The organism is Ureibacillus acetophenoni, from assembly GCF_900220965.1.
GTDB classification, from domain to species: Bacteria; Bacillota; Bacilli; order Bacillales_A; family Planococcaceae; genus Ureibacillus; species Ureibacillus acetophenoni.
The window spans coordinates 32,685-59,453 of record NZ_OBQC01000005.1 but is presented as its reverse complement, the minus strand read 5'-3'; the positions used below and the strand labels follow the sequence as shown (position 1 = coordinate 59,453).

The following is a 26,769-nucleotide window of genomic DNA, read 5'->3' as shown; positions in this document are numbered from 1 at the left end:
AAAAGTGAGAGGTGATATTTGTGGATTTTAAAATTTTACTTATAGAAGATGATCAATCAATTTTTGAAATGATTAAGGAAAGATTTCAACAATGGGCTATAGATGTAGTGGGTCCAAAGGATTTTCAAAAAGTGATGGATTATTTTTTTGAGGAAAAACCGCAATTAGTAATTATCGATATTCAATTACCAGCGTTTGACGGATTTCATTGGTGTCGTGAAATTCGAGCTCATTCAAAAGTACCTATTATATTTTTATCATCTCGTGATCATCCAATGGATATGGTTATGGCAATGCAAATGGGTGCAGATGATTTTGTACAAAAGCCTTTTCATATGGAAGTGCTCATTGCTAAAGTGCAAGCCTTACTGCGTCGTACTTACGATTATTCAGAAGAGCAGACAGATATTATAAGATGGAATGATGCAATAATTGATTATTCAAAAGGAATAATAAGTATTAATAATCAAAGTATTGAATTGACAAAGAATGAATTATTTATATTAAGAGTACTTGTTCAACAAGTAGATCATATTGTTTCGCGAGACGAGTTAATGAGAAAGTTATGGGACGATGAACGGTTTGTAAACGATAATACATTATCAGTAAATGTGAATCGGTTAAGACAAAAACTTGAAGAAATTGGACTTGAAAATGTCATTGTTACAAAGAAAGGTCTTGGCTATATGGCTGTAACACAGAAGAGGTGACGTATGCTTTTCTTATATATAAGGGAACGATGGGCTTGGATTGTTTTCTTTATTTTATTATTACTCATAATGAATGTTTTATTTTATCTTGATATAGGATTATCAGGAATCTCTATTGGATACTTCAACCTTATAGTAATTTTTTTGTTCTTATCTTTCTTTGGTTGGCGCTATTTTAAAGAAACTGCTCAATTTAAAAATTTCCTGGGAAATGTATTTGAGAATAATAATTTAAGTGATTTGAATGCTGAAAACCTATCCCCATACCAGCGAAAATATATGGAACATTTTATTCGCATATTGGAGAAAAAAGAAGCCTTATTAAATGAAACGAAGATTAGAGTGTTAGAAGACACAGAAGATGTACTTGCATGGGTTCATGAAATGAAGACCCCATTAACCGCTATGAAGCTAATGGTTGAACAAGTTGAAGATTTGAAAATCCAACAAAAAATCGAAAAAGAATGGGTACGAATAAATTATTTACTTGATCAGCAACTACACAATACAAGATTAGCTACAATTGAAAAAGATAATCGGTTTGAAATAGTTGAGTTAAAGTCAGTTGTCTATAAGGAAATAAAAGATTTTCAGTCTTGGTGTATGGAAAAAGGCCTCGGGTTCCAAATTGATGGTTTGGAGCAAGAAGTTATTACTGATCGAAAGTGGTTGTCCTTTATCATTAGACAAGTATTATCTAATGCCATTAAATATAGCTATGAGAATACAGAAATTCATCTTTTTACAGAAATAGATGATAAAGAGCACCTATTGTTACATATTCAAGATCATGGAATTGGTATACCTGTGGAAGATATATCTCGTATATTTCAAAAGTCATTCACTGGTACAGTAGGTCGAGAATCCTTTCAGTCTACCGGTATGGGCCTTTTTTTAGCAAATGATGCGGCAAAAAAACTCGGCATAAAAATAATTGTTGAGTCTAAGGTAAATGAAGGTTCGATTTTCACGTTACAATTTCCGAATAAAAATGAATATCAAGAAATTCTCGGTAGATGACAAAATTGTCACCTACCATTTTATTTTGTCATCTAAAACGAGCGTAGAAATCCATGCTAAAAGTTAAAATGAAATTAGCTAAAAGAGAGGAGTATTTCTATGGCAGTTTTAATTGGAAGAAAAGTAAGAAAAATATATGGAAAAAAGTCAAATGCACACGAAGTTTTAAAAGGTATAGATTTAGAAGTAAATGAAGGAGAGTTTGTAGGAATCATGGGTCCTTCTGGTTCTGGGAAAACGACTCTATTAAATGTTTTATGTTCAATCGATTTTGCAACAGAAGGTATTGTTGAAATCGACGGTAAAAACTTAAGAAGCATGAAAGAAAAAGAGTTAGCGAATTTCAGAAGAGAAAAACTAGGTTTCATCTTCCAAGATTACAATCTACTTGATACTTTAACGGTTAAGGAAAACATATTACTACCGTTATCAATAAGTAAACTTCCTAAAGTAGTAGCTGAAAATCGTCTGAAAGAACTTGTTGGCTTACTTGGCATAGCAGATATATTGCACAAATACCCAAATGAAATATCAGGTGGTCAAAAGCAAAGAACTTCTGCTGCACGTGCTCTTATTGCAAATCCAACATTAGTTTTTGCGGATGAGCCAACAGGGGCGTTAGATTCTAAATCTGCTACCGCATTACTAACTAATTTAGAAAATATTAATCAACAAAAGTCTGTAACAATTATGATGGTTACTCATGATTCCGTTGCAGCAAGTTTTTGTTCTAGAGTACTATTTTTAAAGGATGGACAGATCTATACAGAGCTATATCGTGGAGACAAAACACGTAATCAGTTTTTCCAACAAATTTTAAATACCCAAAGTGTATTGGGTGGTGATGGATATGACTCTTAGTAAACTTGTTCTAAGAAGTATGAGAAAGAATTTAAAACACTATTATCTATATTTCTTTGCCTTAATATTTAGTGTTACACTATGCTTTTCTTTTACTACGTTATACACAAATCCGTCAGTCATTGAAACATTAGAAAAAAGTGGGACAGCCAGTACAGGTTTTGAAGTTGCTAGCTATATACTTTATTTTATTGTAACGTTTTTTGTATTGTATGCGAATCATTTATTCATGAAGAGAAGAAGTAAAGAAATTGGCTTATATCAATTGATAGGAATGACGAAGGGATTAGTTGTAAGGCTGATCGCATTAGAAAACATCATACTATTTATACTAGCTGTTGGAGTAGGGATGGTATTAGGCTTTTTAAGCTCTAGAATATTTGCAATGATTCTTCTAAGGTTAGTAGAACTTGAGGCAGTTGTAGATCTTACATTTTCAATTGAAGCATTAACGCAATCGACTATTGTCTTTACAATACTTTTAGTTGTAATCCTTATTCAAATGATATGGATGATTAGAAGAGTATCTTTGTTATCACTATTTAATGCATCCAAAAAGGCTGATGAACGCATAAAACCATTTGGAGTATTCCAAATGATTATGGGGATTATAGGCATTGCGCTAATATACTATGGTTACTATAAGTCGACACAATTGTTTAATATTGCAGATCCAGATGCTGCGACTAATCTCTTTATGAATATGCTACTTATTTTAGCATCGACGATTTTTGGAACGTTTTTATTTTTCCGATTCTCAGTATCATTTATTATGAATTTGTTACGTAGTAGAAAAAAGGGACATTTAAATGTTGTCGATGTTCTCGCAATATCACCTATAATGCATCGAATGAAATCGAACGCAAAATCATTAACTTTAATTACAACATTAACAGCCCTAGCTATTGGGATAATGGGTCTATCATACATTTCTTATTATTCCTCTGAAAATAATGCAAGACAATCATCGCCTTACGATTATATGATCATTGATAATAAAGGTGTCGAGTTTCTTGAATTATTAAACAAAGAAGGCATTAGGTATGAAAAAGAAGATTACCTTATGTCTGAGGTAGATTTAAATATTGAAGAATTGATTAGCAATGGCTTAAAAGATAGTCCGTTATTTTTCACTGATGAGATGAAAACAAGCGTAATCTCTTTAAGCGATTTTCAAAAGAAAGTACCTAATGTAGAAATTAATGATGGTGAAGCTCTTTTGACAAGCTATGTTAATGTACTATCTGAAATTATGCCGTTACAGAAAGAAAAAAATATTGTAGCTAAAACGGAAGATTTGGAAGTAACTTTATTTGTTACTGATATACGTGAAGACTTCTTATTATATAGTGCAGTTAATACGGGTGGTCCTGTATTAGTTGTTACGGACGATTTGTTTGATCAAATTAGTGCTAGTGGGAAAGAACGGACTCAAATTGGAATTAATCTTAAAGATAATAATGATTTAGAAAAAGCAGAAGCTATTTATGAAGATTTAGCAGATGCAAGAGGTTTTGAACTTGAAATCGTTGAAGGGCACCCGTTTACACACACACCTTCCTCATATGAAGAGCTTAGAAAAGAAAATATCGCAACATTTGGTATGACTATTTTTGTAACTGCTTTTTTAGGCCTAGCTTTCTTGCTTACAACGGGAAGTATCTTATACTTTAAACAGATGGCGGAGGCAGAAGATGAGAAAGAGTCTTATACAACGTTACGAAAAATTGGATTCTCAACTTCGAATATTATGAAAGGGATTTACGCAAAACAGCTATTTAGTTTCGGTGTACCTTTATTCATTGGATTGTTGCATAGTTACTTTGCTGTAAAATCAGGTTGGTTTTTGTTTGGAACAGAATTTGAAACACCATTAATGATCATAATGAGTTTGTACATTTTAATGTATGGAGTATTTGCAGTACTAACTATCCAATATTATAAAAGAGTTGTTAATAATTCATTATAATAGAAGAAAGTCGTTATAATTTCTCGAATTTAGGGAAAATTATAACGACTTTTATTTACATTGACTTTATTTCAAAAAGTGATTACACTCTAGTACGTTAGTAATTTAGCAGAGGAAAGTATGGGGTTTAATGATGAACGCAGTATTAATAGCAGTACTCGTAATGTTAGTATTAAGCTTACTACGAATCAATGTTGTGTTGTCTCTAGTCATTGGTGGAATCGTAGGTGGTTTAACAGGTGGTATGACGTTAACAGAAACAATTGAAGCTTTTCAAAATGGATTAGGTGGCGGGGCACAAGTTGCCTTAAGTTATGGTTTATTAGGTGGTTTTGCTGTCGCAATATCCAAAACCGGAATTACAGAATTATTAATAGATAAAATACTAAAAGTTGTAGGTCGGAATGGTGAATCCCAAAAGAGAAGTTTAGTAAAAGTATTAATATTTCTCTTATTATTATTAATGGCGATATTTTCACAAAATCTAATCCCAATTCATATTGCATTTATTCCACTATTAATCCCACCGATATTAAAGATACTTAATATGTTGGAAGTGGATCGTCGGTTAATCGCATGTATTTTAACTTTCGGTTTAATCACACCATATATATTTTTACCTTATGGATTTGGGTTTATCTATCAAGAGATTATTGCAAAACAAATAGGCCTAGCAGGATTACCAATAGATATGGCAGATATTCCAAAGGCGATGGCTATTCCTGTGTTAGGAATGGCAATAGGACTGGTATGTGCTTTCTTTATTTACAGAAAACCAAGGGTCTATAAAGAAGTTAATATAATGGAAGAAAAAATTGAGATTACTATAAGCAAAAAAAATGTTTTATTTACCATTCTTTCATTAGTAATTACGGTTGTCGTTCAAATCTCTACAAATTCGATGATTGTAGCTGCTCTTGCTGGTATTCTAGTATTGTACATAACAGGAGCATTAAGATGGAAAGCGGCAGATACAATTCTATCTGATGGTTTCCGGATGATGGCGTTTATTGGGTTTGTCATGATATCAGCAAACGGCTTTTCAGCTGTTATCAATGAAACTGGTCATGTAGAGCTGTTAGTGAACGATACATTAGATATATTGAATGGCAATGTCAGTTTAGCGGTATTATTGATGCTAATCATTGGTTTAGTTGTAACGATGGGGATTGGTTCCTCTTTTGCGACTATACCGATCATTGCAGCAATCTTTGTACCTCTATCATTGGAATTAGGTTTAAGTACATTAGCTATTATCTCGTTAATTGGTACGGCAGGTGCACTAGGTGATGCAGGCTCTCCAGCGTCTGATTCAACTTTAGGTCCAACATCAGGATTAAATGCTGATGGACAACATAATCATATTTGGGATACATGTGTACCGACATTTATCTTCTATAATATCCCGCTAATAATCTTTGGATGGATTGCAATATCCTTTGTTTTATAAATAAAATCAGAAGATGATAATAGTAGCTACTTGTAAACGTGGCTACTATTATTTTAGGTAATCAAAATAGATTAAATTACCAGTATAAAATAATAACAAAACAATTGATTACTGTGCTCATATTATATATACTGTAAAAGGTCTTAAGAAAAGATATGCAGATAAAGCAATGCAACCATAACAATAATAAAGAATTTAGCAAAAAGTACTTGCTTATTCTTTTTTTATTGTATATAATGTTGAATGTTGGTCTTTGACTGCGATGAAGCGGGAGGTTGCCGACACACCCGGCCGCTTTGCCATGGCGGATGTGTGGGAAATTTCCGTGGAGAATGTCTAGAAAATAGGCGAGAAGGAGGGAAAATAATGGCAAAACAAAAGATTCGTATTCGTTTAAAAGCGTATGATCACCGTGTTTTAGATCAATCTGCTGAGAAAATTGTGGAAACTGCTAAACGTTCAGGTGCAAGTGTATCAGGTCCGATCCCGTTACCAACTGAAAAGTCTGTGTACACAATTCTTCGTGCGGTTCACAAGTACAAAGATTCTCGTGAACAATTCGAAATGCGTACGCATAAACGTTTGATCGACATCATTAACCCAACACCACAAACTGTTGACGCGTTAATGAAACTTGACTTACCATCTGGCGTTGATATTGAAATCAAACTTTAATGGTAAAAACAAATAGAAACTTTTTAAATATCACAGGAGGTGTGACAAATGACTAAAGGAATCTTAGGTAGAAAAATCGGTATGACTCAAGTTTTCGCTGAAAACGGAGATTTAATTCCTGTAACAGTTATCGAAGCTGCTCCAAACGTAGTACTTCAAAAGAAAACTGTTGAAACTGATGGCTACGAAGCAATCCAAATTGGTTTCGAAGATAAGCGTGTTAAACTTTCAAACAAACCAGCACAAGGTCACGTAGCAAAAGCGAATACTGCTCCTAAGCGCTTCATTCGTGAATTCCGCAACTTAAATACGGAAGAATACGAAGTTGGTCAAGAAGTCAAAGTAGAAATTTTCGCTGAAGGCGATGTAGTAGACGTAACAGGTGTAACAAAAGGTAAAGGTTTCCAAGGTGCTATTAAACGCCACGGACAATCTCGTGGACCTATGTCTCACGGTTCTCGTTACCACCGTCGTGTCGGTTCTATGGGTCCAGTTGCTCCGAACCGCGTATTCAAACAAAAGAAATTACCTGGTCAAATGGGTGGAAATGTAGTTACAATCCAAAACTTAGAGATCGTTAAAGTGGATGCAGAGCGTAACTTACTACTTGTTAAAGGTAATGTTCCTGGTTCTAAAAAAGCATTAGTTACAGTGAAATCAGCTGTAAAATCTAAATAATTTCCCGAAGAAAGGAGGAAACAGGAATGACAAAGGTATCCGTACTTAGTCAAACAGGTGCTTCAGTAGGCGAAATCGAATTAAACGATGCGATTTTTGGAATCGAGCCAAATGAAGCTGTATTATTCGACGCAGTAATCGCTCAACGCGCTTCTCTACGTCAAGGTAATCATAAAGTAAAAAACCGTTCAGAAGTTGCTGGTGGTGGTCGTAAACCATGGCGTCAAAAAGGAACTGGTCGTGCTCGTCAAGGATCTATCCGCTCTCCACAATGGCGTGGTGGTGGTACAGTATTCGGACCAACTCCAAGAAGCTATAGTTATAAATTACCGAAGAAAGTTCGTCGCTTAGCTCTTAAATCAGCTTTATCAGCTAAAGTTGTAGAACAAAACTTCCTTGTTCTTGATGCATTACAATTAGATGCACCAAAAACAAAAGACTTCAAAGCAATTTTAGGTAACTTAAACATTGCTAAAAAAGCATTATTTGTTACTGCTGAACTAGATGAAAACGTAGCATTATCTGCTCGTAACATCCCTGGTGTAACTGTTTTAACAGCTTCAGGAATCAACGTTCTTGATCTTGTAGGTCACGAAAAAGTTGTATTCACTAAAGCTGCAGTAGAAAAAGTTGAGGAGGTGCTTGGATAATGGAAGCACGTGATATTATTAAACGTCCGGTCATTACTGAGCGTTCTTCTGAGCTTATGGCTGAGAAAAAATATACTTTCGAAGTAGATGTTCGTGCGAACAAAACGGAAGTAAAAGATGCAATTGAAGAAATCTTTGGAGTAAAAGTTGAAAAAGTAAACATCATGAACTACAAAGGTAAATTCAAGCGCGTAGGTAAATTCGGTGGTTACACAAACAAACGTCGTAAAGCGATTGTTAAATTAACTGCTGATTCTAACGAAATCGAAATCTTTTAATAACTAAAGATTTTTAGATCTGAATTGAACTTATAAAGAGGAGGGAATACACATGGCGATTAAAAAGTATAAACCAACCTCAAATGGTCGTCGTAACATGACGGCATCTGACTTTGCGGAAATTACAGCATCTAAACCAGAGAAATCTCTACTTGCTCCTAAAAAACGCAAAGCTGGTCGTAACAACCAGGGTAAAATTACTGTTCGTCATAATGGTGGGGGTCATAAGCGTCAATACCGTATTATCGACTTCAAACGTGTGAAAGACAGCATTCCAGGACGCGTTGCCACTATCGAATATGATCCAAACCGTTCAGCTAACATTGCTTTAATCAATTATGCTGATGGTGAAAAAACATACATCTTAGCTCCAAAAGGATTAGAAGTAGGTCAAACAATCGTTTCTGGTCCGGAAGCTGATATTAAAGTAGGTAATGCATTACCACTTGCAAACATCCCAATGGGTACTACAATCCATAACATCGAGTTAAAACCTGGTAAAGGCGGACAATTAGTGCGTTCAGCTGGTACTTCTGCTCAAGTACTTGGACGTGAAGGTAAATACGTAATCGTTCGTTTACAATCTGGTGAAGTACGTTTAGTTTTAGCTACTTGCCGTGCTACTATCGGTCAAGTTGGTAACGAACAACACGAACTTATCCACATCGGTAAAGCAGGTCGTACTCGTTGGTTAGGTAAACGTCCAACTGTACGTGGATCTGTAATGAACCCTAACGATCACCCACACGGTGGTGGTGAAGGACGTACTCCAATCGGACGTAAGTCACCAATGACACCATGGGGTAAACCAGCTCTTGGTTTCAAAACTCGTAACAAGAAAAATAAATCGAATAAGTTAATTATTCGTGGTCGTAAAAAATAAAGTGATGTAACTACGGTTCGCTAGTCGTACCGTGGTGATGTCACGGAGGGAGGTTCCTAAATGGGTCGCAGTTTGAAAAAAGGACCTTTTGTCGATGATCACTTAATGAAAAAAGTGGAAGCACAAGAGAGTTCAGAGAAAAAACAAGTAATTAAAACTTGGTCTCGCCGTTCTACTATCTTCCCGAACTTCGTTGGATTAACAATTGCTGTATACGACGGACGTAAACACGTTCCTGTATACGTAACAGAAGATATGGTAGGTCATAAGTTAGGCGAGTTCGCGCCAACACGTACTTATAAAGGTCACGGTGCGGATGACAAAAAAACAAGACGCTAATTTTGAGAGGAGGTAAATTCGAATGACACAAGCTAAAGCTATCGCTCGCACAGTGCGTATCGCTCCTCGTAAAGTACGTCTAGTTGTAGACTTAATCCGAGGTAAGCAAGTAGGTGAAGCAGTTGCAATTTTACGTCATACTCCAAAAGCGGCGTCTCCAGTCGTTGAAAAAGTGTTAAAATCTGCAGTTGCGAACGCTGAGCATAATTATGAATTAGATGTAAACAATTTAGTTATTTCTGAAGTATTTGTTGATGAAGGTCCAACATTAAAACGTTTCCGTCCACGTGCACAAGGACGTGCAAGCGCAATTAACAAACGCACAAGCCACATTACTCTAGTGGTATCTGAGAAGAAGGAGGGTTAATCCGTGGGTCAAAAAGTACATCCAATAGGATTACGAGTTGGTATTATTCGTGACTGGGAGTCAAAATGGTACGCTGAAAAAGACTATGCAACTCTTTTACACGAAGATATCAAAATTCGTAAATATATCGAATCTGCTTTAAAAGAAGCTGCTGTTTCTAAAGTAGAAATCGAACGCGCTGCAAACCGTGTAAACATTACAATTCATACTGCGAAACCAGGTATGGTAATTGGTAAAGGCGGTACAGAAGTAGAAAACTTACGTAAATACTTAAGCGATACAACTGGTAAACGCGTTCATATTAATATTATTGAAATTAAAAAAGCTGATCTTGATGCTCGTTTAGTAGCAGAAAATATCGCTCGTCAACTTGAGAACCGCGTATCATTCCGTCGTGCTCAAAAACAAGCAATCCAACGCACAATCCGTGCTGGTGCAAAAGGAATTAAAACACAAGTATCTGGTCGTTTAGGTGGCGCTGATATCGCGCGTGCTGAACATTATAGTGAAGGAACTGTTCCACTTCATACTCTTCGTGCAGACATCGACTATGCTCACGCAGAAGCTGACACAACTTATGGTAAATTAGGTGTTAAAGTATGGATTTACCGTGGTGAAGTCCTTCCTACGAAGAAGAACTCTGTGGAAGGAGGCAAATAATTATGTTATTACCAAAACGCGTAAAATATCGTCGTGAACACCGTGGTAACATGCGTGGTGAAGCGAAAGGCGGTAAAGAAGTAACTTTTGGTGAATGGGGCTTACAAGCTCAAACAGCTAGTTGGATTACTAACCGTCAAATCGAAGCAGCTCGTATTGCTATGACACGTTACATGAAACGTGGCGGTAAAGTATGGATCAAAATCTTCCCACATAAGCCTTACACGAAAAAGCCTCTAGAGGTTCGTATGGGTTCCGGTAAAGGTTCTCCTGAAGGTTGGGTAGCAGTAGTAAAACCAGGAAAAGTTATGTTCGAAGTTGCTGGGGTTTCTGAAGAAATCGCTCGTGAAGCACTACGTTTAGCATCACACAAACTTCCTGTTAAATGTAAAGTAGTTAAACGTCAAGAAACTGGTGGTGAATCTAATGAAAGCTAATGAACTTCGTGAACTTGCCACATCTGAGATAGAATTAAAAGTAAAATCACTGAAAGAAGAGCTTTTCAACCTTCGCTTCCAATTGGCGACTGGTCAATTAGAAAACACAGCTCGCATTCGTGAGGTTCGTAAAGCGATAGCTCGCATGAAAACTGTGATTCGTGAAAGAGAAATCAGTGCAAATAACTGATAAAGGAGGTTGTAAGGTATGACTGAGCGTAACCAACGCAAAGTTTACACAGGCCGTGTTGTTTCTGACAAAATGGATAAAACAGTAACAGTTCTTGTTGAAACACACAAGAAACACAAATTATACGGTAAACGTGTAAAATACTCTAAAAAATTCAAAGCTCATGATGAATTAAACGAAGCGAAAATCGGTGATATCGTTCGTATCATGGAAACTCGCCCACTTTCAGCTACAAAACGTTTCCGTTTAGTTGAAATCGTAGAAAAAGCGGTTATTATTTAATAACATTTTCGGATTTCTAATTTCCGAAGGGAGGTAACCTAAATGATCCAACAAGAAAGTCGTATGAAAGTTGCTGACAACTCAGGTGCTCGTGAAGTATTAACGATCAAAGTACTAGGTGGTTCAGGACGTAAGACTGCGAACATCGGCGATATCGTCGTTTGTACAGTTAAGAAAGCAACACCTGGAGGCGTTGTCAAAAAAGGTGACGTTGTAAAAGCTGTTGTTGTTCGAACTAAATCTGGTGTACGTCGTAAAGACGGTACTTATATCAAATTTGACGAAAACGCATGTGTAATTATCAAAGACGATAAATCACCTCGCGGAACACGTATTTTCGGACCTGTTGCACGTGAACTACGTGATAGCAACTTCATGAAAATCGTTTCTCTAGCTCCAGAAGTTCTATAACTTCTTAATCGAAGAAGTATTTTACTTCTGAAGATCTAGAGTGTTAGGAAATAAAAATAGATTTACATGACAGTACCAATCAAGGAGGTGCGACACATAATGCATGTAAAAAAAGGCGACAAAGTAAAAGTTATTACTGGTAAAGACAAAGGTAAAGAAGGCGTTGTATTAGCAGCGTTCCCTAAAAAAGACCGTGTTCTTGTTGAAGGTGTAAACATTGTTAAAAAACACGTTAAGCCTAACCAGTTAAACCCACAAGGTGGAATTGTAAGCCAAGAAGCTGCAATTCACGTTTCGAACGTAATGCTTATCGATCCTAAATCTGGCGAGCCGACTCGTGTAGGTTATAAAATCGAAGATGGCAAAAAAGTTCGTGTTGCAAAAAAATCAGGTGCAGTAATCGACTAATAAGTAAACTAAGAAGGGAGGTACGAACATGAGCCGCCTAAAAGAAAAATATTCAAAAGAAGTTTCTCCAGCTCTAATGAGCAAATTTAATTATAAATCTATTATGCAAGTGCCTAAAGTTGAAAAAATCGTTATCAACATGGGTGTTGGTGACGCTGTTCAAAACTCAAAAGCACTTGATGCTGCTGTAGAAGAATTAACGATTATTACAGGTCAAAAACCAGTTGTAACAAAAGCGAAAAAATCAATCGCTGGATTCCGCCTACGTGAAGGTATGCCAATCGGAGCAAAAGTTACATTACGTGGTGACCGTATGTATGATTTCTTAGATAAATTAATCGCAATTGCACTTCCACGTGTACGTGACTTCCGTGGTGTATCTAAAAAAGCATTTGACGGTCGCGGAAACTACACATTAGGTGTAAAAGAACAATTAATTTTCCCTGAGATCGATTACGATAAAGTTTCAAAAGTACGCGGTATGGACATCGTGATCGTAACGACTGCGAATTCTGATGAAGAAGCTCGCGAGTTATTGACACAATTCGGTATGCCGTTCCAAAAGTAATAAAACAAGGAGGGCGAGAACGTGGCTAAAAAATCAATGATCGTTAAACAACAACGTAAGCAAAAGTTTAAAGTTCAAGAATATACACGTTGTGAGCGCTGTGGCCGTCCACATTCTGTATATCGTAAATTTAAACTTTGCCGTATTTGTTTCCGTGAACTTGCATATAAGGGACAAATTCCAGGCGTTAAAAAAGCTAGCTGGTAATCCCCTAATTTGGGAAGGAGGTAAAATATATGACAATGTCTGATCCAATTGCAGATATGCTTACTCGCATTCGTAATGCGAACATGGTTCGTCACGAAAAATTAGAAGTTCCTGCTTCAAATTTAAAGAAACAAATCGCTGAAATTTTAAAGCGTGAAGGTTTCATCCGTGATGTAGAGTATGTTGAAGACAATAAACAAGGTATCATCCGTATCTTCTTAAAATACGGTAAAGATAATGAACGTGTTATTACTGGTTTAAAACGTATTTCAAAACCTGGACTACGTGTTTACGCTAAAACAAACGAAGTACCAAAAGTATTAAACGGCTTAGGTATCGCTTTAGTATCAACTTCTCAAGGTGTTTTAACTGATAAAGAAGCTCGTGCTAAACAAGTTGGCGGAGAAATCTTAGCTTACATTTGGTAATATGCTATAAACGAATGGAGGTGCAACTAAATGTCTCGTGTAGGTAAAAAACCAATCGAGGTTCCTGCTGGTGTAACAGTAACGATCGCAGACGATAACACTGTTACTGTTAAAGGACCAAAAGGCGAACTTACTCAAACTTTTAATCAAGATATTAAAATCGAACAAGAAGGTAACGTGATCACATTAACACGTCCTTCTGAATCAAAAGAACACCGTACAATCCACGGTACAACTCGTGCATTACTAGCTAATATGGTAACTGGTGTTTCTGAAGGATTTACTCGTTCACTAGAACTTATCGGTGTCGGTTATCGTGCGCAATTACAAGGGAAAAAACTTGTATTAAACGTTGGATATTCTCATCCAGTTGAGTTCACACCTGAAGAAGGTTTAGAAATCGAAGTTCCTTCAAACACAAAAGTGATTGTAAAAGGTATCAATAAAGAACGTGTTGGTGCATTATCATCAAACATCCGTGCAGTACGTCCACCAGAACCTTATAAAGGTAAAGGTATTCGTTACGAAGGTGAACATGTTCGTCGTAAAGAAGGTAAAACAGGTAAATAATGCTAGATAAGCGTTAGAAAGGAGTGACCTCACAGTGATTACGAAACAAGATAAAAATCAAGTTCGTAAAAAACGTCATGCGCGTGTTCGTACAAAAATTTCTGGTACTGCAGAACGTCCACGTCTTAACGTATTCCGTTCAAACAAGAACATTTATGCGCAAATTATTGATGATGTTGCAGGTGTAACAATTGTTAGTGCATCAACTCAAGAAAAAGGTTTTGAGGGTGCTGGTAACAATGCTGAAGCTGCAGCAAAAATCGGTGAAATTATCGCTAAACGTGCTGTGGAAAAAAATATTACTAATGTAGTATTTGACCGCGGTGGTTACTTATATCATGGACGTGTGAAAGCTTTAGCAGAAGCTGCACGTGAAAACGGCTTAGAATTTTAATAAGAAGGAGGGACATACTTCATGAGTCGAATTGACGCAAACAAACTTGAATTTGAAGAACGCGTAGTAACGATCAACCGCGTTGCTAAAGTTGTTAAAGGTGGACGTCGCTTCCGCTTCTCAGCACTAGTTGTTGTTGGAGATAGAAACGGTCATGTTGGTTTCGGTACTGGTAAAGCACAAGAAGTTCCAGACGCAATCAAAAAAGCAGTTGAAGATGCGAAGAAAAACTTAATTGAAGTACCACGTGTTGGTGGAACTACTCCACACGAAGTACACGGTCGCTTTGGCGCAGGTAAAGTTTTAATTAAACCTGCATCTGCTGGTACAGGAGTTATCGCTGGTGGTCCAGTACGTGCTGTACTTGAACTTGCTGGTATTACTGATATTCTTTCAAAATCTCTAGGTTCAAGCACACCAATCAATATGGTACGTGCTACAATCCAAGGATTAAAAGAACTAAAACGCGCAGAGGAAGTTGCAAAACTTCGCGGTAAATCAGTGGAAGAATTATTAGGATAAGGGGGGAATCATAATGGCTAACAAACTAGAGATCACCCTTACTAAATCTGTTATTGGTACAAAACCTGCTCAAAGAAAAACAATTGAAGCTTTAGGTTTGCGTAAATTAAACCAAACTGTTGAACATGCTGATAACGCAGCTGTTCGCGGAATGTTAGACAAAGTAGCTCACTTAGTTACTATTAACGAAAAATAATTATTATCCCTAAACATTGAACAAGGAGGTGCCACCCATATGAAACTTCATGAGTTAAAACCAGCGGTAGGTTCTCGTAAAGAACGTAACCGTGTTGGTCGTGGTATCGGTTCTGGTAACGGTAAAACTGCAGGTAAAGGTCACAAAGGTCAAAACGCCCGTTCTGGTGGCGGCGTACGCCCTGGATTCGAAGGTGGTCAAAACCCACTTTTCCGCCGTTTACCTAAACGTGGCTTTACGAACATTAACCGTAAAGAATACGCTATCGTGAACATTGATACATTAAATCGTTTTGAAGATGGCATTGAAGTAACACCTGCATTATTAGTTGAGACTGGTGTTGTGAGTAATGAAAAAGCTGGCATTAAGATTCTAGGTAATGGAACTCTTAATAAAAAGCTTACAGTAAAAGCTCACAAGTTCTCTGCATCAGCTAAAGAAGCTATTGAAAATGCTGGTGGAACAACAGAGGTGATTTAATGTTTCAGACAATCTCTAACTTCATGCGTGTTCGAGATATAAGAAATAAAATCATTTTCACTCTATTAATGCTTCTCGTTTTCCGTATTGGAACATTTATTCCAGTACCTAACGTAGATGCGAGTGTATTACAAGTTGCCGATCAATTTAATTTAGTCGGTTTCTTGAATACATTCGGTGGTGGAGCATTGGCGAACTTCTCAATCTTTGCATTGGGAATTATGCCTTATATTACTGCATCTATTATTGTTCAGTTATTACAAATGGATGTAGTACCAAAGTTTTCCGAGTGGGCTAAACAAGGTGATGTTGGTCGTCGTAAACTGGCACAGTTCACACGATATTTCACAATTGTATTAGCATTTCTCCAAGCATTTGCAATGTCATTTGGTTTCAACCAAATGTACGGTGGATCATTAATCACTGATACAAGTGTTTTATCTTACTTAACAATTGCAATTGTTTTAACAGGTGGTACTGCTTTCCTATTGTGGTTAGGTGAACAAATTACTGCTCACGGTGTTGGTAATGGTATTTCGATCATTATCTTTGCCGGGATTGTTGCTGCTATCCCAACTGCAGTAAACCAAATTTATGCACAACAAATCGAAGGTGCAGGAGAACAACTTTTCATTAAGATCATTATCCTTGCTCTTCTAGTAGTAATTCTTTTAGCTATCGTTGTTGGTGTAATTTACGTGCAACAAGCACTTCGTAAAATTCCAATTCAATATGCTAAACGTGTTGCTGGTCGTGGTGCACAAGTTGGCGGACAGCAAACGCATTTACCTTTAAAAGTAAATGCTGCAGGGGTTATTCCGGTAATCTTTGCAATGGCATTTATTGTTACACCTCAGACTCTAGCTATGTTCTTCGGTCAAAACAGTGTAACAACATTCATTTCCAATACGTTTGACTACACTAAACCTGTTGGTATGTTAATATATGTTGGTTTAATCGCTGCATTCACTTATTTCTACGCATTTATTCAAGTGAACCCAGAAAATTTAGCAGATAATCTGAAAAAACAAGGTGCTTACATACCTGGTATTCGTCCGGGTAGTGATACTCAAAGCTACTTAACAAGAGTTTTATACCGCTTAACATTTGTAGGCGCTCTATTCTTAGTAGTTATTTCTGTGTTACCGATCCTATTTATTAATTTCATGAACCTACCTGCCTCAGCGCAAATTGGTGGAACTAGTGTAATTATCGTAGTCGGTGTTGCATTAGAAACAATGAAACAATTAGAGTCACAATTAGTTAAACGTCACTATAAAGGCTTTATGAAATAATGTTGGTAAATAGGAAACGTCATCTGTTTCCTATGCCAGCTGTATAAGGGGGAGACTAAACGTATGAATATCGTTTTAATGGGTCTGCCTGGTGCTGGCAAAGGTACTCAAGCAGATAAAATTGTTGCGAAGTACGCTATCCCTCATATTTCTACAGGCGATATGTTCCGTGCCGCTATTAAAGATGGCACAGAATTAGGATTAAAAGCAAAATCGTTTATGGATCAAGGAGCTCTTGTTCCTGATGAAGTAACGATTGGTATCGTTCGCGAACGACTTAGCCAAAAAGATTGTGAAAAAGGTTTCTTACTTGATGGATTCCCACGTACAGTACCACAAGCGGAAGCATTAGATTCTATTCTTACTGAACTTGGTAAAAAGATTGATCATACAATTAATATCCAAGTTGAAAAAGATGAACTTGTTGCTCGTTTAAGTGGTCGTCGTATTTGTAAAGTTTGCGGTGCTTCGTACCATGTTATCTTTAACCCTCCTCAAGAGGAAGGTAAATGTGATAAAGATGGTGGCGAATTATACACACGTGCTGATGATAATCCTGATACGGTTGCGAACCGTCTGGAAGTAAATATGAATCAAGCGCAACCTTTGCTAAACTATTATGAAGCAAAAGGTGTTTTAACGAATATTAACGGACAGCAACATATTGATAAAGTATTTGCTGATCTTGACGCTCTATTATTACAGGGCAGCCGCAGCTAATACCCGGCATTAGGCGAATAATATTGCTTTTCGCGCGTGAACTGCGGTGCAACAAAAAATTTATGAGAGTTGCAAAAGCATAATGTGCCCGGTATACACTTTTAAAAAGTGTAATGCTTATTTTAGATAGGATGACACTAAAAAGTGTGTTAAGGGTTTCGTGGAAGCATCTGTGTAAACGGGTATGAATCTCTCATCCAAGACATTCCGGCTATCGTTAAACAATAAGGATAATACATAATCTACTAGCTAGATCTTGTTTATCCGTGGATTGTGTGAAGCGAAACCAGACGAGCGTCTTTCGAACATCTCTCATACAATCCATGCATATGTTTATGGTGTTGCTTCTTTTGAAGAAAACAATTGGATGGTTTCTCTAATAGAGAATCGGAAAAGATGCATATAGAAGGGAGATAGGGTTGATGGCGAAAGACGATGTAATTGAAGTCGAAGGAACAGTAGTTGAGACTTTGCCAAACGCGATGTTTAAGGTAGAATTAGAAAATGGGCACACGGTTCTTGCGCACGTATCTGGAAAGATTCGTATGCATTTTATCAGAATTTTACCTGGAGATAAGGTTACTATCGAGTTATCTCCTTACGATTTAACTCGCGGTCGTATCACATACCGTTTTAAATAATCTTTTGCACTCCGGAATATTAAGGAGGTTGGGTTAGATGAAAGTGAGACCATCTGTGAAACCGATCTGCGAAAAATGTAAAGTAATTCGCCGACGCGGTAAAGTAATGGTAATCTGTGAAAATCCTAAACATAAACAAAAACAAGGATAATTAAGAAGGAGGTGCACTAATAGTATGGCACGTATTGCTGGTGTTGACATTCCTCGCGACAAACGCGTGGTAATTTCATTAACTTACATTTACGGTATTGGTAAAACAACTGCACAAAAAGTATTAGCAGCTGCTGATATCTCTGAAGATACTCGCGTTCGCGATTTAACTGAAGATGAACTAAACCGTATTCGTGAACAATTAGATTCTTACAAAACAGAAGGTGACTTACGTCGTGAAGTTTCTTTAAACATCAAACGTTTAATGGAGATCGGTTCATTCCGTGGTATCCGTCACCGTCGTGGTTTACCTGTTCGTGGTCAAAATACGAAAAATAATGCGCGTACGCGTAAAGGTCCTCGTAAAACTGTAGCGAACAAGAAAAAATAATAAGTAAAGGGGGTTCCTTTTAACATGGCTCGTAAACAACAAACTCGTAAACGTCGTGTGAAAAAGAATATCGAATCTGGTATTGCTCACATCCGTTCTACATTTAACAATACAATTGTAACGATTACAGATATGCAAGGTAATGCAGTGTCTTGGTCTAGTGCTGGTGCGCTTGGTTTCAAAGGCTCACGTAAATCTACACCTTATGCTGCGCAAATGGCTGCTGAAGCTGCTGCAAAAGCATCCCTTGAACATGGTCTGAAGACGTTAGAAGTAACTGTTAAAGGTCCTGGTGCTGGTCGTGAAGCAGCAATCCGTGCTCTTCAAGCAGCAGGTTTAGAAGTAACTGCAATTAAAGATGTTACTCCAGTTCCACATAACGGTTGCCGTCCACCAAAACGTCGTCGTGTGTAATGGGTGCGTCTCAAGTATTTGAGTACATCATGTTTGTGCAAAACGATAACTTGTGCAATTATTAATAGTATATGATGGTATGAACCTAATACATCCGATGTTTTGAAGGAGGGTAAATTGAATGATCGAAATTGAAAAACCAAAGATTGAAACTGTTGAGATCAGCGAAGATTCTAAACATGGTAAATTTGTTGTCGAACCGCTAGAACGCGGATATGGAAACACTTTGGGTAATTCTTTACGTCGTATCCTTCTGTCTTCTCTACCTGGAGCTGCTGTTACAAGCATCCAAATTGACGGAGTGCTACATGAGTTTTCAACTGTTGAAGGTGTAGTTGAAGATGTTGCATCTATTATTTTGAATATTAAAAAGCTTGCACTAAAAATCTACTCTGACGAAGAAAAAGTTATTGAGATTGATGTGAAAGGTGAAGCAGTTGTCACAGCTGCTGATATTACACATGATAGTGACGTTGAAATTTTAAATCCAGATCTATATATTGCAACAATTGCTAAAAATGGTCATTTACGTATTCGTATGTATGCACGTCGTGGCCGTGGATATACTCCAGCTGATCAAAACAAACGTGAAGATCTTCCTATCGGCGTGATCCCGATCGACTCTATTTACACTCCAGTTTCACGCGTTAATTTTCAAGTTGAAAACACTCGTGTCGGACAAAACTCTGACTTCGATAAATTATCACTTGATGTGTGGACTGATGGAAGCATTGGTCCAAAAGAGGCGATTTCGCTCGGCGCAAAAATTTTAACTGAGCACCTCAATATCTTCGTTGGTTTAACGAACGAAGCACAAACGGCTGAAATCATGGTTGAAAAAGAAGAGGATCAAAAAGAAAAAGTTTTAGAGATGACGATCGAAGAACTAGATCTTTCTGTTCGTTCTTACAACTGTTTAAAACGCGCTGGTATCAATACGGTATTAGAGCTTGCTAACAAGTCAGAAGATGACATGATGAAGGTCCGTAACCTTGGTCGAAAATCACTAGAAGAAGTAAAAGCGAAATTAGAAGAGCTTGGTTTAGGATTACGTAAAGAAGACTAAGCAACTTTTCTACTCGAGATCTAAAAGAAGGAGGGAACATCTATGGGTTACAGAAAACTTGGACGTACAAGTTCTCAACGTAAAGCGTTACTACGTGACTTAGCTACTGATTTAATCGTTAACGAACGCATTGAAACAACAGAAGCTCGTGCGAAAGAATTACGCTCTGTTGTGGAAAAAATGATTACTTTAGGTAAGCGTGGAGATTTACATGCTCGTCGTCAAGCTGCTGCATTCATCCGTCGTGAAGTTGCAACAACTACTGATGAGAATGGTAACGAATCAACTACTTTCGCATTACAAAAGTTATTTAACGATGTAGCACCACGTTACGCAGATCGTCAAGGTGGTTACACACGTATCCTTAAAAAAGGTCCTCGCCGTGGTGACGGTGCGCCTGTAGTTGTTATTGAATTAGTTTAATTCAATTGCAATTCTTGCGATAGGGGTGTCCGGTTCACCGGTTGAATCCGGACCCTTTTTTTAAAATGATTTATACGACAATAAAATGGCACTGAGCGTTAAAATGAGCGGGTCCTTAGTGATGGCGTCTCGTCTAGCTCTACCGCACCTCATTCAATAAGAGCTTGGAAATGAGCAGCCAAGCTTTTAAACATAAATGTTGTTCTTGCGCATTTCTCTGAATGAGGTGCGCGCTTTTTTATTTATTTAATAATGGGAGTGAGTACCAGTTTACTATACTCTTGCGACACTAATATTTGAATACATATGTAAAAATAAGATACGTTCCATTCTAGATTATTATCTGATTGTTAACGTACCTTATTTTTGTATATGTAAAAGTATGATATATATTTCCTTAACAAAATTAGATATGATGAATTTAGATTAATAGTAGAGTTAGCTGAGAGGAGACTTAGACGTGAGTGAGATTCTGTCGTTTAATAATGTAAGTTTTTCATATACTCCAGAAGTAGAAGACGCACGTAAAGCAGTTCAAAACGTATCATTTACCGTTAATGAGGGCGAATGGATATCAATTGTTGGACATAACGGATCTGGGAAATCTACCATGGTAAAAATAATTAGTGGACTTCTTTTCCCTCAAGAAGGAGAAGTTCGTGTGATGAAAAATGTTCTTTCGGAGGAGAACCTTTGGGAAACTCGTACACAAATCGGAATGGTTTTTCAAAATCCTGATAACCAGTTTGTTGGGGCAACAGTACAAGACGATGTTGCATTTGCTTTGGAAAACAACGGTATTCCACACGAGGAAATGGTAAAAAGAGTACATAAATCATTGAAACAAGTAAAAATGGATACGTTTTTAAATCATGAACCACATCATCTATCTGGTGGACAAAAGCAACGAGTTGCGATTGCAGGTGCGCTAGCAATGCGTCCAAAAATTCTAATACTCGATGAAGCGACAGCAATGCTCGATCCACAGGGACGTGCTGAGGTACTAAATACGGTACAGGAATTACGAAAAGAAACAGGGTTAACCGTTTTATCAATAACACATGATGTTGAAGAAGCTTTATTAGCAGACCGAATTTTATTTATGAATGATGGGAAAAAATATGCGGAAGGTTCTCCACTAGAAGTCTTCTCACTTGGTGATAAGTTAGTGGAATTTGGTTTAGAATTGCCCTTTGCGATGAGAATGACGAACTTGTTAAAAGCAAATGGTGTTCAATTAGTTGGGGAACATATGACAGAAGAAGAGTTGGTGAATGATCTATGGACATCAAACTTCAACAAGTAAGTTTTGCTTATTCTATGGGAACACCATTTGAAAAGCGTGCTTTATTTGATGTAGATTTAATGATCCCAAGTAAGACATATCAGGCTATTATAGGACATACTGGTTCAGGAAAATCAACGATATTACAACACTTTAATGGCTTATTAAAGCCTTCTGAAGGTGAAGTACATATCGGAGATCGAGTAATTGTTGCAGGGAAAAAAGCAAAAGAATTAAAGCCTATACGTCAAAAGGTAGGTATCGTTTTTCAATTCCCAGAACATCAATTGTTTGAAGAAACTGTGCTAAAAGATATAATGTTTGGGCCGATGAACTTCGGTGTTTCTGAAGAAGAAGCTAAAAAACGTGCAAGAGAGTTAATTAGTCTTGTTGGCTTACCTGATTCTGTTCTAGAAAAGTCTCCTTTCGATCTTTCAGGGGGACAAATGAGACGTGTTGCGATTGCAGGGGTACTTGCATTACAACCAGAAGTGATTGTTTTGGATGAACCAACAGCAGGACTCGACCCACGTGGACAACGTGAAATTATGGACATGTTCTATCAACTGCATAAAGAGCAAGGGTTAACGACGATACTTGTTACACATAGTATGGAAGATGCTGCGAAATATGCGGACAACTTAGCAATTATGCATGAAGGACGTTGTGTTCTAACAGGAACACCCCGTGAAATATTTGCAGATGGAAAAACGCTAGAAAGTTACCGTCTAGAATTACCACGCATTATTAAATTTCAACAAAAAATTGAGAACTTAATAGGCAAAAAACTCTCTAAAATTTGTTTAACTGAAGAGGAATTAGCTTTAGAAATTGCTAGTTCAGTAAGAAGGGAGAGTGATGAGCAATGATGGAAAAAATGATTTTTGGTCGTTATATTCCTGGTGATTCATTTGTTCATCGACTTGACCCACGTTCTAAATTAATTTTTGTATTTGCTTTTATCATTGTCGTGTTTATTGCAAACAATACAATTACGTATGGTTTGTTATTAGCGTTTACGCTATTTATTATTTTAATGTCACGGATTCGTTTATATTTTTTAATTAACGGATTAAAGCCTGTTTTGATTTTATTAGTATTTACGTTCTTAATCCACATTATCTTTAATAGAGAAGGAAATATTGTCTTTGAATGGGGCTTCTTTAAAGTATATGAACAAGGGATAAGACAAGGGATATACATTTCCATTCGATTTGTCGTTCTAGTCTTTGTAACGTCCATTTTAACGTTAACAACATCACCAATTTCTATTACTGATGGAATTGAAGTATTATTAAATCCATTAAAGAAAATAAAGCTTCCAGTTCACGAATTAGCTTTAATGATGTCTATAGCACTAAGATTCATTCCTACTCTAATGGATGAAACGGACAAAATTATGAAAGCACAAATGGCTCGTGGATCTGATTTAAGTGCTGGACCATTAAAAGATCGTATTAAGGCGGTTGTCCCGTTACTAGTCCCTCTATTCGTTAGTGCCTTTAAACGTGCTGAAGACTTAGCTACAGCGATGGAAGTTAGAGGCTATCGTGGTGGAGAAGGACGTACACGTTATCGAAAATTAAAATGGGATTGGCGTGATTCCACTAGTTTAGTTGTATTAGTTGCCTTATCAGCATTATTAATCTATTTACGTACCTAAAGGGGTGATGATGTTTGCGTCGTTTAAAAGCTACGATTAGTTATGATGGCACTCATTTTTCAGGCTATCAAGTACAGCCAGGCGAGCGAACAGTTCAGCTCGAAATAGAAAACGTATTATCTAAAATGCATAAAGGTGATAGCGTACGTATCACAGCGAGTGGTCGTACGGATTCGAAAGTTCATGCTTCTGGACAAGTTATTCACTTTGATACGAATTTATCAATACCTGTAGATCGTTATCAAAAGGCATTAAATGTTCAACTTCCTAGTGATATTCGAATACTGAACGTAGAAGAGGTACCTTCAGACTTCCATGCTCGTTTTAGTGTAAAAGGGAAACGTTATCGGTACATTTGGAGTTGTGAGCAAGTTCAAAGCCCTTTTAGAAGGCATTACACTGTAGATACGAAGGGTGTTAAACCTAATATAGAAAAAATGAAAGATGCTGCTCAATATATAATTGGCACCCATGATTTCACCTGTTTCTGTGCCGCAAATACAAGTGTCGTTGATAAAGTACGTACAGTCCATTCATTGGATTTAAAATGGCATGAAGATGAGTTACATATGACCATCGAAGGTAACGGCTTTTTATATAACATGGTGAGAATTATTGCAGGTACACTTTGGGAAGTCGGTATTGAAAAACGTGATCCGAACCAATTAAAGGAAATTATAGCATCGATGGACCGTGGGAACGCTGGCAAAACCGCACCACCACACGGTTTATTTTTAGAAAAGGTATTTTATTAAGTTAAAAAAAATAAGAAGCAACTTCACCAGGTGTTCATATTTTTTCTTGACTTAGTTTGAAAAATATTATAAGATGACATATGGTATTTTCATTACCAACCACGAATAAGCCCCGAATCTTATAAGTGATTATATAATGAAAAATAACGGTAATCGAATCGATTAGGAGGATATATAAATGCGTACAACATTTCTGGCTAAAGGTCATGAAGTAGAGCGTAAATGGTTAGTAGTTGACGCAGAAGGCCAAACTCTTGGACGTTTAGCTTCTGAAGTAGCTTCAATCTTACGCGGTAAACATAAACCAACATTTACACCAAACGTTGACACAGGTGACCACGTGATCATCATCAACGCAGAAAAAATTGAATTAACAGGTAACAAATTAGAAGGTAAAATCTATTACCGTCACACTCAATTCGCTGGTGGTTTAAAACAACGTACAGCTGGCGAAATGAAAGAAAAATACCCACGTCAAATGCTAGAATTAGCAGTTAAAGGTATGCTTCCTAAAAACTCTTTAGGTCGTCAAATGTTCTCTAAACTTCACGTATACGCTGGAGCAGAACATCCACATGCTGCACAAAAACCAGAAGCTTACGAGCTTCGCGGATAATTAATTAGAGGAGGATATACACTTGGCACAAGTACAATATATCGGCACAGGTCGTCGTAAAAGCTCAGTAGCTCGCGTACGTTTAGTACCAGGCGAAGGTAAAATCGTTATTAACAACCGTAGTATCGAAGACTACTTACCATTCGAAACTTTACACTTAATCATCAACCAACCATTAGAAGCAACTCAAACTAAAGGTAGCTATGATGTACACGTAAACGTAAACGGTGGTGGATTCACAGGTCAAGCTGGTGCAATCCGTCACGGTATCGCTCGTGCGTTACTACAAGTTGACCCAGATTTCCGTCCAGCACTTAAATCTGCAGGTTTACTAACTCGTGATCCACGTATGAAAGAACGTAAAAAATACGGTCTTAAAGGTGCTCGTCGTGCGCCTCAGTTCTCAAAACGTTAATATATCTACGTTTCAAGACTCTTTTCTCTTCGGAGGAAAGGGTCTTTTTTTGAGTAGAAAAACGCTTTTGGTCACATTTTGGTCACGGAAATGTTTTTTGGTCACTTCTGGTCACCTACACTTATAGTTCAATATACTTTTGGAACTTCTGCGCGGTTTGCTCTTTTAACGTATCTGTAACGTGTGTATAGATGTTCATGGTCATTTGTATATCAGAGTGACCTAAACGTTCTTGAACCTCTTTTATACTTGCACCAGCTTCGAATAAAAGGGAGGCGTGAGTGTGACGTAAACCGTGAATAGTTATTCGATGAAGATTATGGTTTTTTATTACGATATCAAGCTTTTCATTAGGATAAGCCAAGCGTATTGGAGAACCATCTTCGCGATTAAAAATAAGTTCTTTATAATCAGATTTAATTCCCTTTGCCATAACCCATTCTTTTTGCTTTAAACGCCATTTTTTAAGTAGTGAAAGGGTTTTATCATCTAGGCTGATTAAACGTCTAGATTCCTTTGTTTTTGACGTTTGAAAGATGAATTGACCTTTATTATGGAAAAGTGTTTTTGAAAAACGAATAGATCCTGATTTGAAATCTATATCATCCCATGTAAGAGCTAGAATTTCTCCCTTACGCGCTCCTGTATATATTGCAAGGTGAAAGAATACATAATCTCGAAATGATAACTCCTGTTTAGTTAAGGTAAGGAAATTCCTTATCTCTTCCTTTTTCCAATAATTTCGCGCATCCTTTTCATTTTCTTCGGTGATGAACTCACTTTGTTGTCTTGGTATGCTTACATGCTCCATAGGATTCTTTTGTATAATATCCATTTTTAAGGCATACTTGAAAACTTGGTTAGCTTGTATCTTAATGTCATTAACAGAATTAATGGTCTCAGCTATATCATTAATTACTTTTTGGCAGTATGTCTTGGTAATATCCCTTAGTTTTAATTGACCAAAGCGAGGTAAAATATGCTTACTGAATTTTGATTCAATACTCTTTTGGGTACTAATTTTAATCGTTTTAACGTGTGTAGAAAACCATTCTTCATAAACGTCTTGATAGGTAAGTTTATTATGATTTAGTGATATACCGTTTGCTAGTTGTTGTTCAAGTTCCAAAGCAGCTTGTTGTGCCTCTTTCTTCGTTTTAAACCCTCTTCGTTTAGCCTGTTGTCTTTTACCTGTTTCAGGATCAATTCCAGTGTCGATAATAAACAACCACATTTGTCCTTTTTTAGTATTGTACTTTTGGAATGATGCCATTTATTTTCTCCTCTCTATTAATAATGACA

41 protein-coding genes are annotated in these 26,769 nt (G+C 37.0%); 40 read left to right on the top strand and 1 reads right to left on the bottom strand.

Annotated elements, in window-relative coordinates; genetic code table 11:
* Nucleotides 1-20: 20 nt before the first annotated feature.
* The 40 genes from CRO45_RS08705 (at nt 21) to rpsI (ending at nt 25,467) form a co-directional block, all read left to right on the top strand.
* Nucleotides 21-710, top strand: coding sequence for a response regulator transcription factor (locus CRO45_RS08705; RefSeq protein WP_097149271.1), 690 nt, complete (start codon nt 21-23; stop codon nt 708-710).
* 3 nt (nt 711-713) lie between these two features.
* Nucleotides 714-1,730: a sensor histidine kinase gene (locus CRO45_RS08700; RefSeq protein WP_097149270.1), complete on the top strand. Its 1,017-nt coding sequence runs from the start codon at nt 714-716 to the stop codon at nt 1,728-1,730.
* 99 nt (nt 1,731-1,829) lie between these two features.
* The gene (locus tag CRO45_RS08695; RefSeq protein ID WP_097149269.1) at nt 1,830-2,591 is read left to right on the top strand and encodes an ABC transporter ATP-binding protein; all 762 of its coding nucleotides are present in this window, start codon (nt 1,830-1,832) and stop codon (nt 2,589-2,591) included.
* A complete protein-coding gene (locus tag CRO45_RS08690) occupies nt 2,581-4,560 on the top strand; it encodes an FtsX-like permease family protein (protein WP_097149268.1) in 1,980 nt (659 codons plus the stop codon). Before CRO45_RS08695 ends, CRO45_RS08690 begins: the two co-directional genes overlap by 11 nt.
* Nucleotides 4,561-4,693: 133 nt before the next feature.
* On the top strand, nt 4,694-6,010 hold the full coding sequence (locus tag CRO45_RS08685; protein WP_097149267.1) for a Na+/H+ antiporter family protein: 1,317 nt from the start codon (nt 4,694-4,696) through the stop codon (nt 6,008-6,010).
* Nucleotides 6,011-6,376: 366 nt separating this feature from the next.
* Nucleotides 6,377-6,685: a 30S ribosomal protein S10 gene (rpsJ, locus tag CRO45_RS08680; RefSeq protein ID WP_036172433.1), complete on the top strand. Its 309-nt coding sequence runs from the start codon at nt 6,377-6,379 to the stop codon at nt 6,683-6,685.
* A 48-nt stretch (nt 6,686-6,733) separates the two neighbouring features.
* Entirely contained in the window at nt 6,734-7,363 is a 630-nt protein-coding gene (gene rplC / locus CRO45_RS08675; RefSeq protein WP_097149266.1) for a 50S ribosomal protein L3, read from the top strand.
* A gap of 26 nt (nt 7,364-7,389) precedes the next feature.
* Nucleotides 7,390-8,013, top strand: coding sequence for a 50S ribosomal protein L4 (gene rplD / locus CRO45_RS08670; RefSeq protein WP_097149265.1), 624 nt, complete (start codon nt 7,390-7,392; stop codon nt 8,011-8,013).
* Complete coding sequence (gene rplW, locus CRO45_RS08665) at nt 8,013-8,291, top strand: 50S ribosomal protein L23 (RefSeq protein ID WP_097149264.1); 279 nt, start codon at nt 8,013-8,015, stop codon at nt 8,289-8,291. Before rplD ends, rplW begins: the two co-directional genes overlap by 1 nt.
* Nucleotides 8,292-8,343: 52 nt before the next feature.
* A complete protein-coding gene (rplB, locus tag CRO45_RS08660; RefSeq protein WP_097149263.1) occupies nt 8,344-9,174 on the top strand; it encodes a 50S ribosomal protein L2 in 831 nt (276 codons plus the stop codon).
* Nucleotides 9,175-9,234: 60 nt separating this feature from the next.
* A complete protein-coding gene (gene rpsS / locus CRO45_RS08655; RefSeq protein WP_036172443.1) occupies nt 9,235-9,513 on the top strand; it encodes a 30S ribosomal protein S19 in 279 nt (92 codons plus the stop codon).
* Between the two features lie 22 nt (nt 9,514-9,535).
* Complete coding sequence (gene rplV, locus CRO45_RS08650) at nt 9,536-9,880, top strand: 50S ribosomal protein L22 (RefSeq protein ID WP_097149262.1); 345 nt, start codon at nt 9,536-9,538, stop codon at nt 9,878-9,880.
* 3 nt (nt 9,881-9,883) lie between these two features.
* Nucleotides 9,884-10,540, top strand: coding sequence for a 30S ribosomal protein S3 (gene rpsC, locus CRO45_RS08645; protein WP_097149261.1), 657 nt, complete (start codon nt 9,884-9,886; stop codon nt 10,538-10,540).
* A 2-nt stretch (nt 10,541-10,542) separates the two neighbouring features.
* A complete protein-coding gene (rplP, locus tag CRO45_RS08640) occupies nt 10,543-10,977 on the top strand; it encodes a 50S ribosomal protein L16 (RefSeq protein WP_036183126.1) in 435 nt (144 codons plus the stop codon).
* Nucleotides 10,967-11,167, top strand: coding sequence for a 50S ribosomal protein L29 (gene rpmC / locus CRO45_RS08635; protein ID WP_036172451.1), 201 nt, complete (start codon nt 10,967-10,969; stop codon nt 11,165-11,167). Before rplP ends, rpmC begins: the two co-directional genes overlap by 11 nt.
* A gap of 18 nt (nt 11,168-11,185) precedes the next feature.
* Nucleotides 11,186-11,449, top strand: coding sequence for a 30S ribosomal protein S17 (rpsQ, locus tag CRO45_RS08630; RefSeq protein WP_097149260.1), 264 nt, complete (start codon nt 11,186-11,188; stop codon nt 11,447-11,449).
* A 42-nt stretch (nt 11,450-11,491) separates the two neighbouring features.
* The gene (gene rplN / locus CRO45_RS08625) at nt 11,492-11,860 is read left to right on the top strand and encodes a 50S ribosomal protein L14 (protein WP_097149259.1); all 369 of its coding nucleotides are present in this window, start codon (nt 11,492-11,494) and stop codon (nt 11,858-11,860) included.
* A 99-nt stretch (nt 11,861-11,959) separates the two neighbouring features.
* Nucleotides 11,960-12,268 (top strand): 50S ribosomal protein L24, encoded by a 309-nt coding sequence (gene rplX, locus CRO45_RS08620; RefSeq protein WP_097149258.1) that lies wholly within the window; start codon nt 11,960-11,962, stop codon nt 12,266-12,268.
* A 28-nt stretch (nt 12,269-12,296) separates the two neighbouring features.
* Complete coding sequence (gene rplE, locus CRO45_RS08615) at nt 12,297-12,836, top strand: 50S ribosomal protein L5 (RefSeq protein WP_097149257.1); 540 nt, start codon at nt 12,297-12,299, stop codon at nt 12,834-12,836.
* 21 nt (nt 12,837-12,857) lie between these two features.
* Nucleotides 12,858-13,043 carry a type Z 30S ribosomal protein S14 gene (locus tag CRO45_RS08610; RefSeq protein ID WP_004233656.1) on the top strand — a complete coding sequence of 62 codons (186 nt, stop codon included), beginning with the start codon at nt 12,858-12,860 and terminating at the stop codon, nt 13,041-13,043.
* A 29-nt stretch (nt 13,044-13,072) separates the two neighbouring features.
* Nucleotides 13,073-13,471 (top strand): 30S ribosomal protein S8, encoded by a 399-nt coding sequence (gene rpsH, locus CRO45_RS08605; protein ID WP_097149256.1) that lies wholly within the window; start codon nt 13,073-13,075, stop codon nt 13,469-13,471.
* Nucleotides 13,472-13,501: 30 nt separating this feature from the next.
* Nucleotides 13,502-14,041: a 50S ribosomal protein L6 gene (rplF, locus tag CRO45_RS08600; protein ID WP_097149255.1), complete on the top strand. Its 540-nt coding sequence runs from the start codon at nt 13,502-13,504 to the stop codon at nt 14,039-14,041.
* Nucleotides 14,042-14,075: 34 nt separating this feature from the next.
* Nucleotides 14,076-14,435, top strand: coding sequence for a 50S ribosomal protein L18 (rplR, locus tag CRO45_RS08595; RefSeq protein ID WP_097149254.1), 360 nt, complete (start codon nt 14,076-14,078; stop codon nt 14,433-14,435).
* Nucleotides 14,436-14,456: 21 nt separating this feature from the next.
* The gene (gene rpsE, locus CRO45_RS08590) at nt 14,457-14,957 is read left to right on the top strand and encodes a 30S ribosomal protein S5 (RefSeq protein WP_097149253.1); all 501 of its coding nucleotides are present in this window, start codon (nt 14,457-14,459) and stop codon (nt 14,955-14,957) included.
* A gap of 13 nt (nt 14,958-14,970) precedes the next feature.
* On the top strand, nt 14,971-15,153 hold the full coding sequence (rpmD, locus tag CRO45_RS08585; RefSeq protein WP_097149252.1) for a 50S ribosomal protein L30: 183 nt from the start codon (nt 14,971-14,973) through the stop codon (nt 15,151-15,153).
* A 39-nt stretch (nt 15,154-15,192) separates the two neighbouring features.
* Nucleotides 15,193-15,633: a 50S ribosomal protein L15 gene (gene rplO / locus CRO45_RS08580; protein ID WP_097149251.1), complete on the top strand. Its 441-nt coding sequence runs from the start codon at nt 15,193-15,195 to the stop codon at nt 15,631-15,633.
* Complete coding sequence (secY, locus tag CRO45_RS08575) at nt 15,633-16,928, top strand: preprotein translocase subunit SecY (RefSeq protein WP_097149250.1); 1,296 nt, start codon at nt 15,633-15,635, stop codon at nt 16,926-16,928. The genes rplO and secY overlap by 1 nt, the downstream gene beginning before the upstream one ends.
* Before the next feature lie 63 nt (nt 16,929-16,991).
* Nucleotides 16,992-17,648: an adenylate kinase gene (locus tag CRO45_RS08570; RefSeq protein ID WP_097149249.1), complete on the top strand. Its 657-nt coding sequence runs from the start codon at nt 16,992-16,994 to the stop codon at nt 17,646-17,648.
* Nucleotides 17,649-18,070: 422 nt separating this feature from the next.
* On the top strand, nt 18,071-18,289 hold the full coding sequence (gene infA / locus CRO45_RS08565; protein WP_016839390.1) for a translation initiation factor IF-1: 219 nt from the start codon (nt 18,071-18,073) through the stop codon (nt 18,287-18,289).
* A 37-nt stretch (nt 18,290-18,326) separates the two neighbouring features.
* Complete coding sequence (gene rpmJ, locus CRO45_RS08560) at nt 18,327-18,440, top strand: 50S ribosomal protein L36 (RefSeq protein ID WP_000868344.1); 114 nt, start codon at nt 18,327-18,329, stop codon at nt 18,438-18,440.
* Nucleotides 18,441-18,464: 24 nt separating this feature from the next.
* Complete coding sequence (rpsM, locus tag CRO45_RS08555) at nt 18,465-18,830, top strand: 30S ribosomal protein S13 (protein WP_097149248.1); 366 nt, start codon at nt 18,465-18,467, stop codon at nt 18,828-18,830.
* Nucleotides 18,831-18,854: 24 nt separating this feature from the next.
* Entirely contained in the window at nt 18,855-19,244 is a 390-nt protein-coding gene (gene rpsK / locus CRO45_RS08550) for a 30S ribosomal protein S11 (protein WP_036172483.1), read from the top strand.
* A 121-nt stretch (nt 19,245-19,365) separates the two neighbouring features.
* Entirely contained in the window at nt 19,366-20,310 is a 945-nt protein-coding gene (locus CRO45_RS08545; protein ID WP_097149247.1) for a DNA-directed RNA polymerase subunit alpha, read from the top strand.
* A gap of 42 nt (nt 20,311-20,352) precedes the next feature.
* Nucleotides 20,353-20,733, top strand: coding sequence for a 50S ribosomal protein L17 (rplQ, locus tag CRO45_RS08540; protein WP_097149246.1), 381 nt, complete (start codon nt 20,353-20,355; stop codon nt 20,731-20,733).
* Between the two features lie 460 nt (nt 20,734-21,193).
* Nucleotides 21,194-22,039, top strand: coding sequence for an energy-coupling factor ABC transporter ATP-binding protein (locus CRO45_RS08535; RefSeq protein ID WP_097149245.1), 846 nt, complete (start codon nt 21,194-21,196; stop codon nt 22,037-22,039).
* Entirely contained in the window at nt 22,015-22,887 is an 873-nt protein-coding gene (locus CRO45_RS08530) for an energy-coupling factor ABC transporter ATP-binding protein (RefSeq protein WP_097149244.1), read from the top strand. The genes CRO45_RS08535 and CRO45_RS08530 overlap by 25 nt, the downstream gene beginning before the upstream one ends.
* On the top strand, nt 22,884-23,681 hold the full coding sequence (locus CRO45_RS08525) for an energy-coupling factor transporter transmembrane component T family protein (RefSeq protein ID WP_097149243.1): 798 nt from the start codon (nt 22,884-22,886) through the stop codon (nt 23,679-23,681). Before CRO45_RS08530 ends, CRO45_RS08525 begins: the two co-directional genes overlap by 4 nt.
* A 14-nt stretch (nt 23,682-23,695) precedes the next feature.
* Entirely contained in the window at nt 23,696-24,436 is a 741-nt protein-coding gene (gene truA / locus CRO45_RS08520; RefSeq protein WP_097149242.1) for a tRNA pseudouridine(38-40) synthase TruA, read from the top strand.
* 178 nt (nt 24,437-24,614) lie between these two features.
* Complete coding sequence (rplM, locus tag CRO45_RS08515) at nt 24,615-25,052, top strand: 50S ribosomal protein L13 (protein WP_097149241.1); 438 nt, start codon at nt 24,615-24,617, stop codon at nt 25,050-25,052.
* A 22-nt stretch (nt 25,053-25,074) separates the two neighbouring features.
* Nucleotides 25,075-25,467 carry a 30S ribosomal protein S9 gene (gene rpsI / locus CRO45_RS08510; protein ID WP_097149240.1) on the top strand — a complete coding sequence of 131 codons (393 nt, stop codon included), beginning with the start codon at nt 25,075-25,077 and terminating at the stop codon, nt 25,465-25,467.
* Between the two features lie 121 nt (nt 25,468-25,588).
* On the opposite strand, the gene CRO45_RS08505 is transcribed toward rpsI, so the two are convergent.
* Nucleotides 25,589-26,740: a site-specific integrase gene (locus tag CRO45_RS08505; RefSeq protein ID WP_097149239.1), complete on the bottom strand. Its 1,152-nt coding sequence runs from the start codon at nt 26,738-26,740 to the stop codon at nt 25,589-25,591.
* Nucleotides 26,741-26,769: the final 29 nt, after the last annotated feature.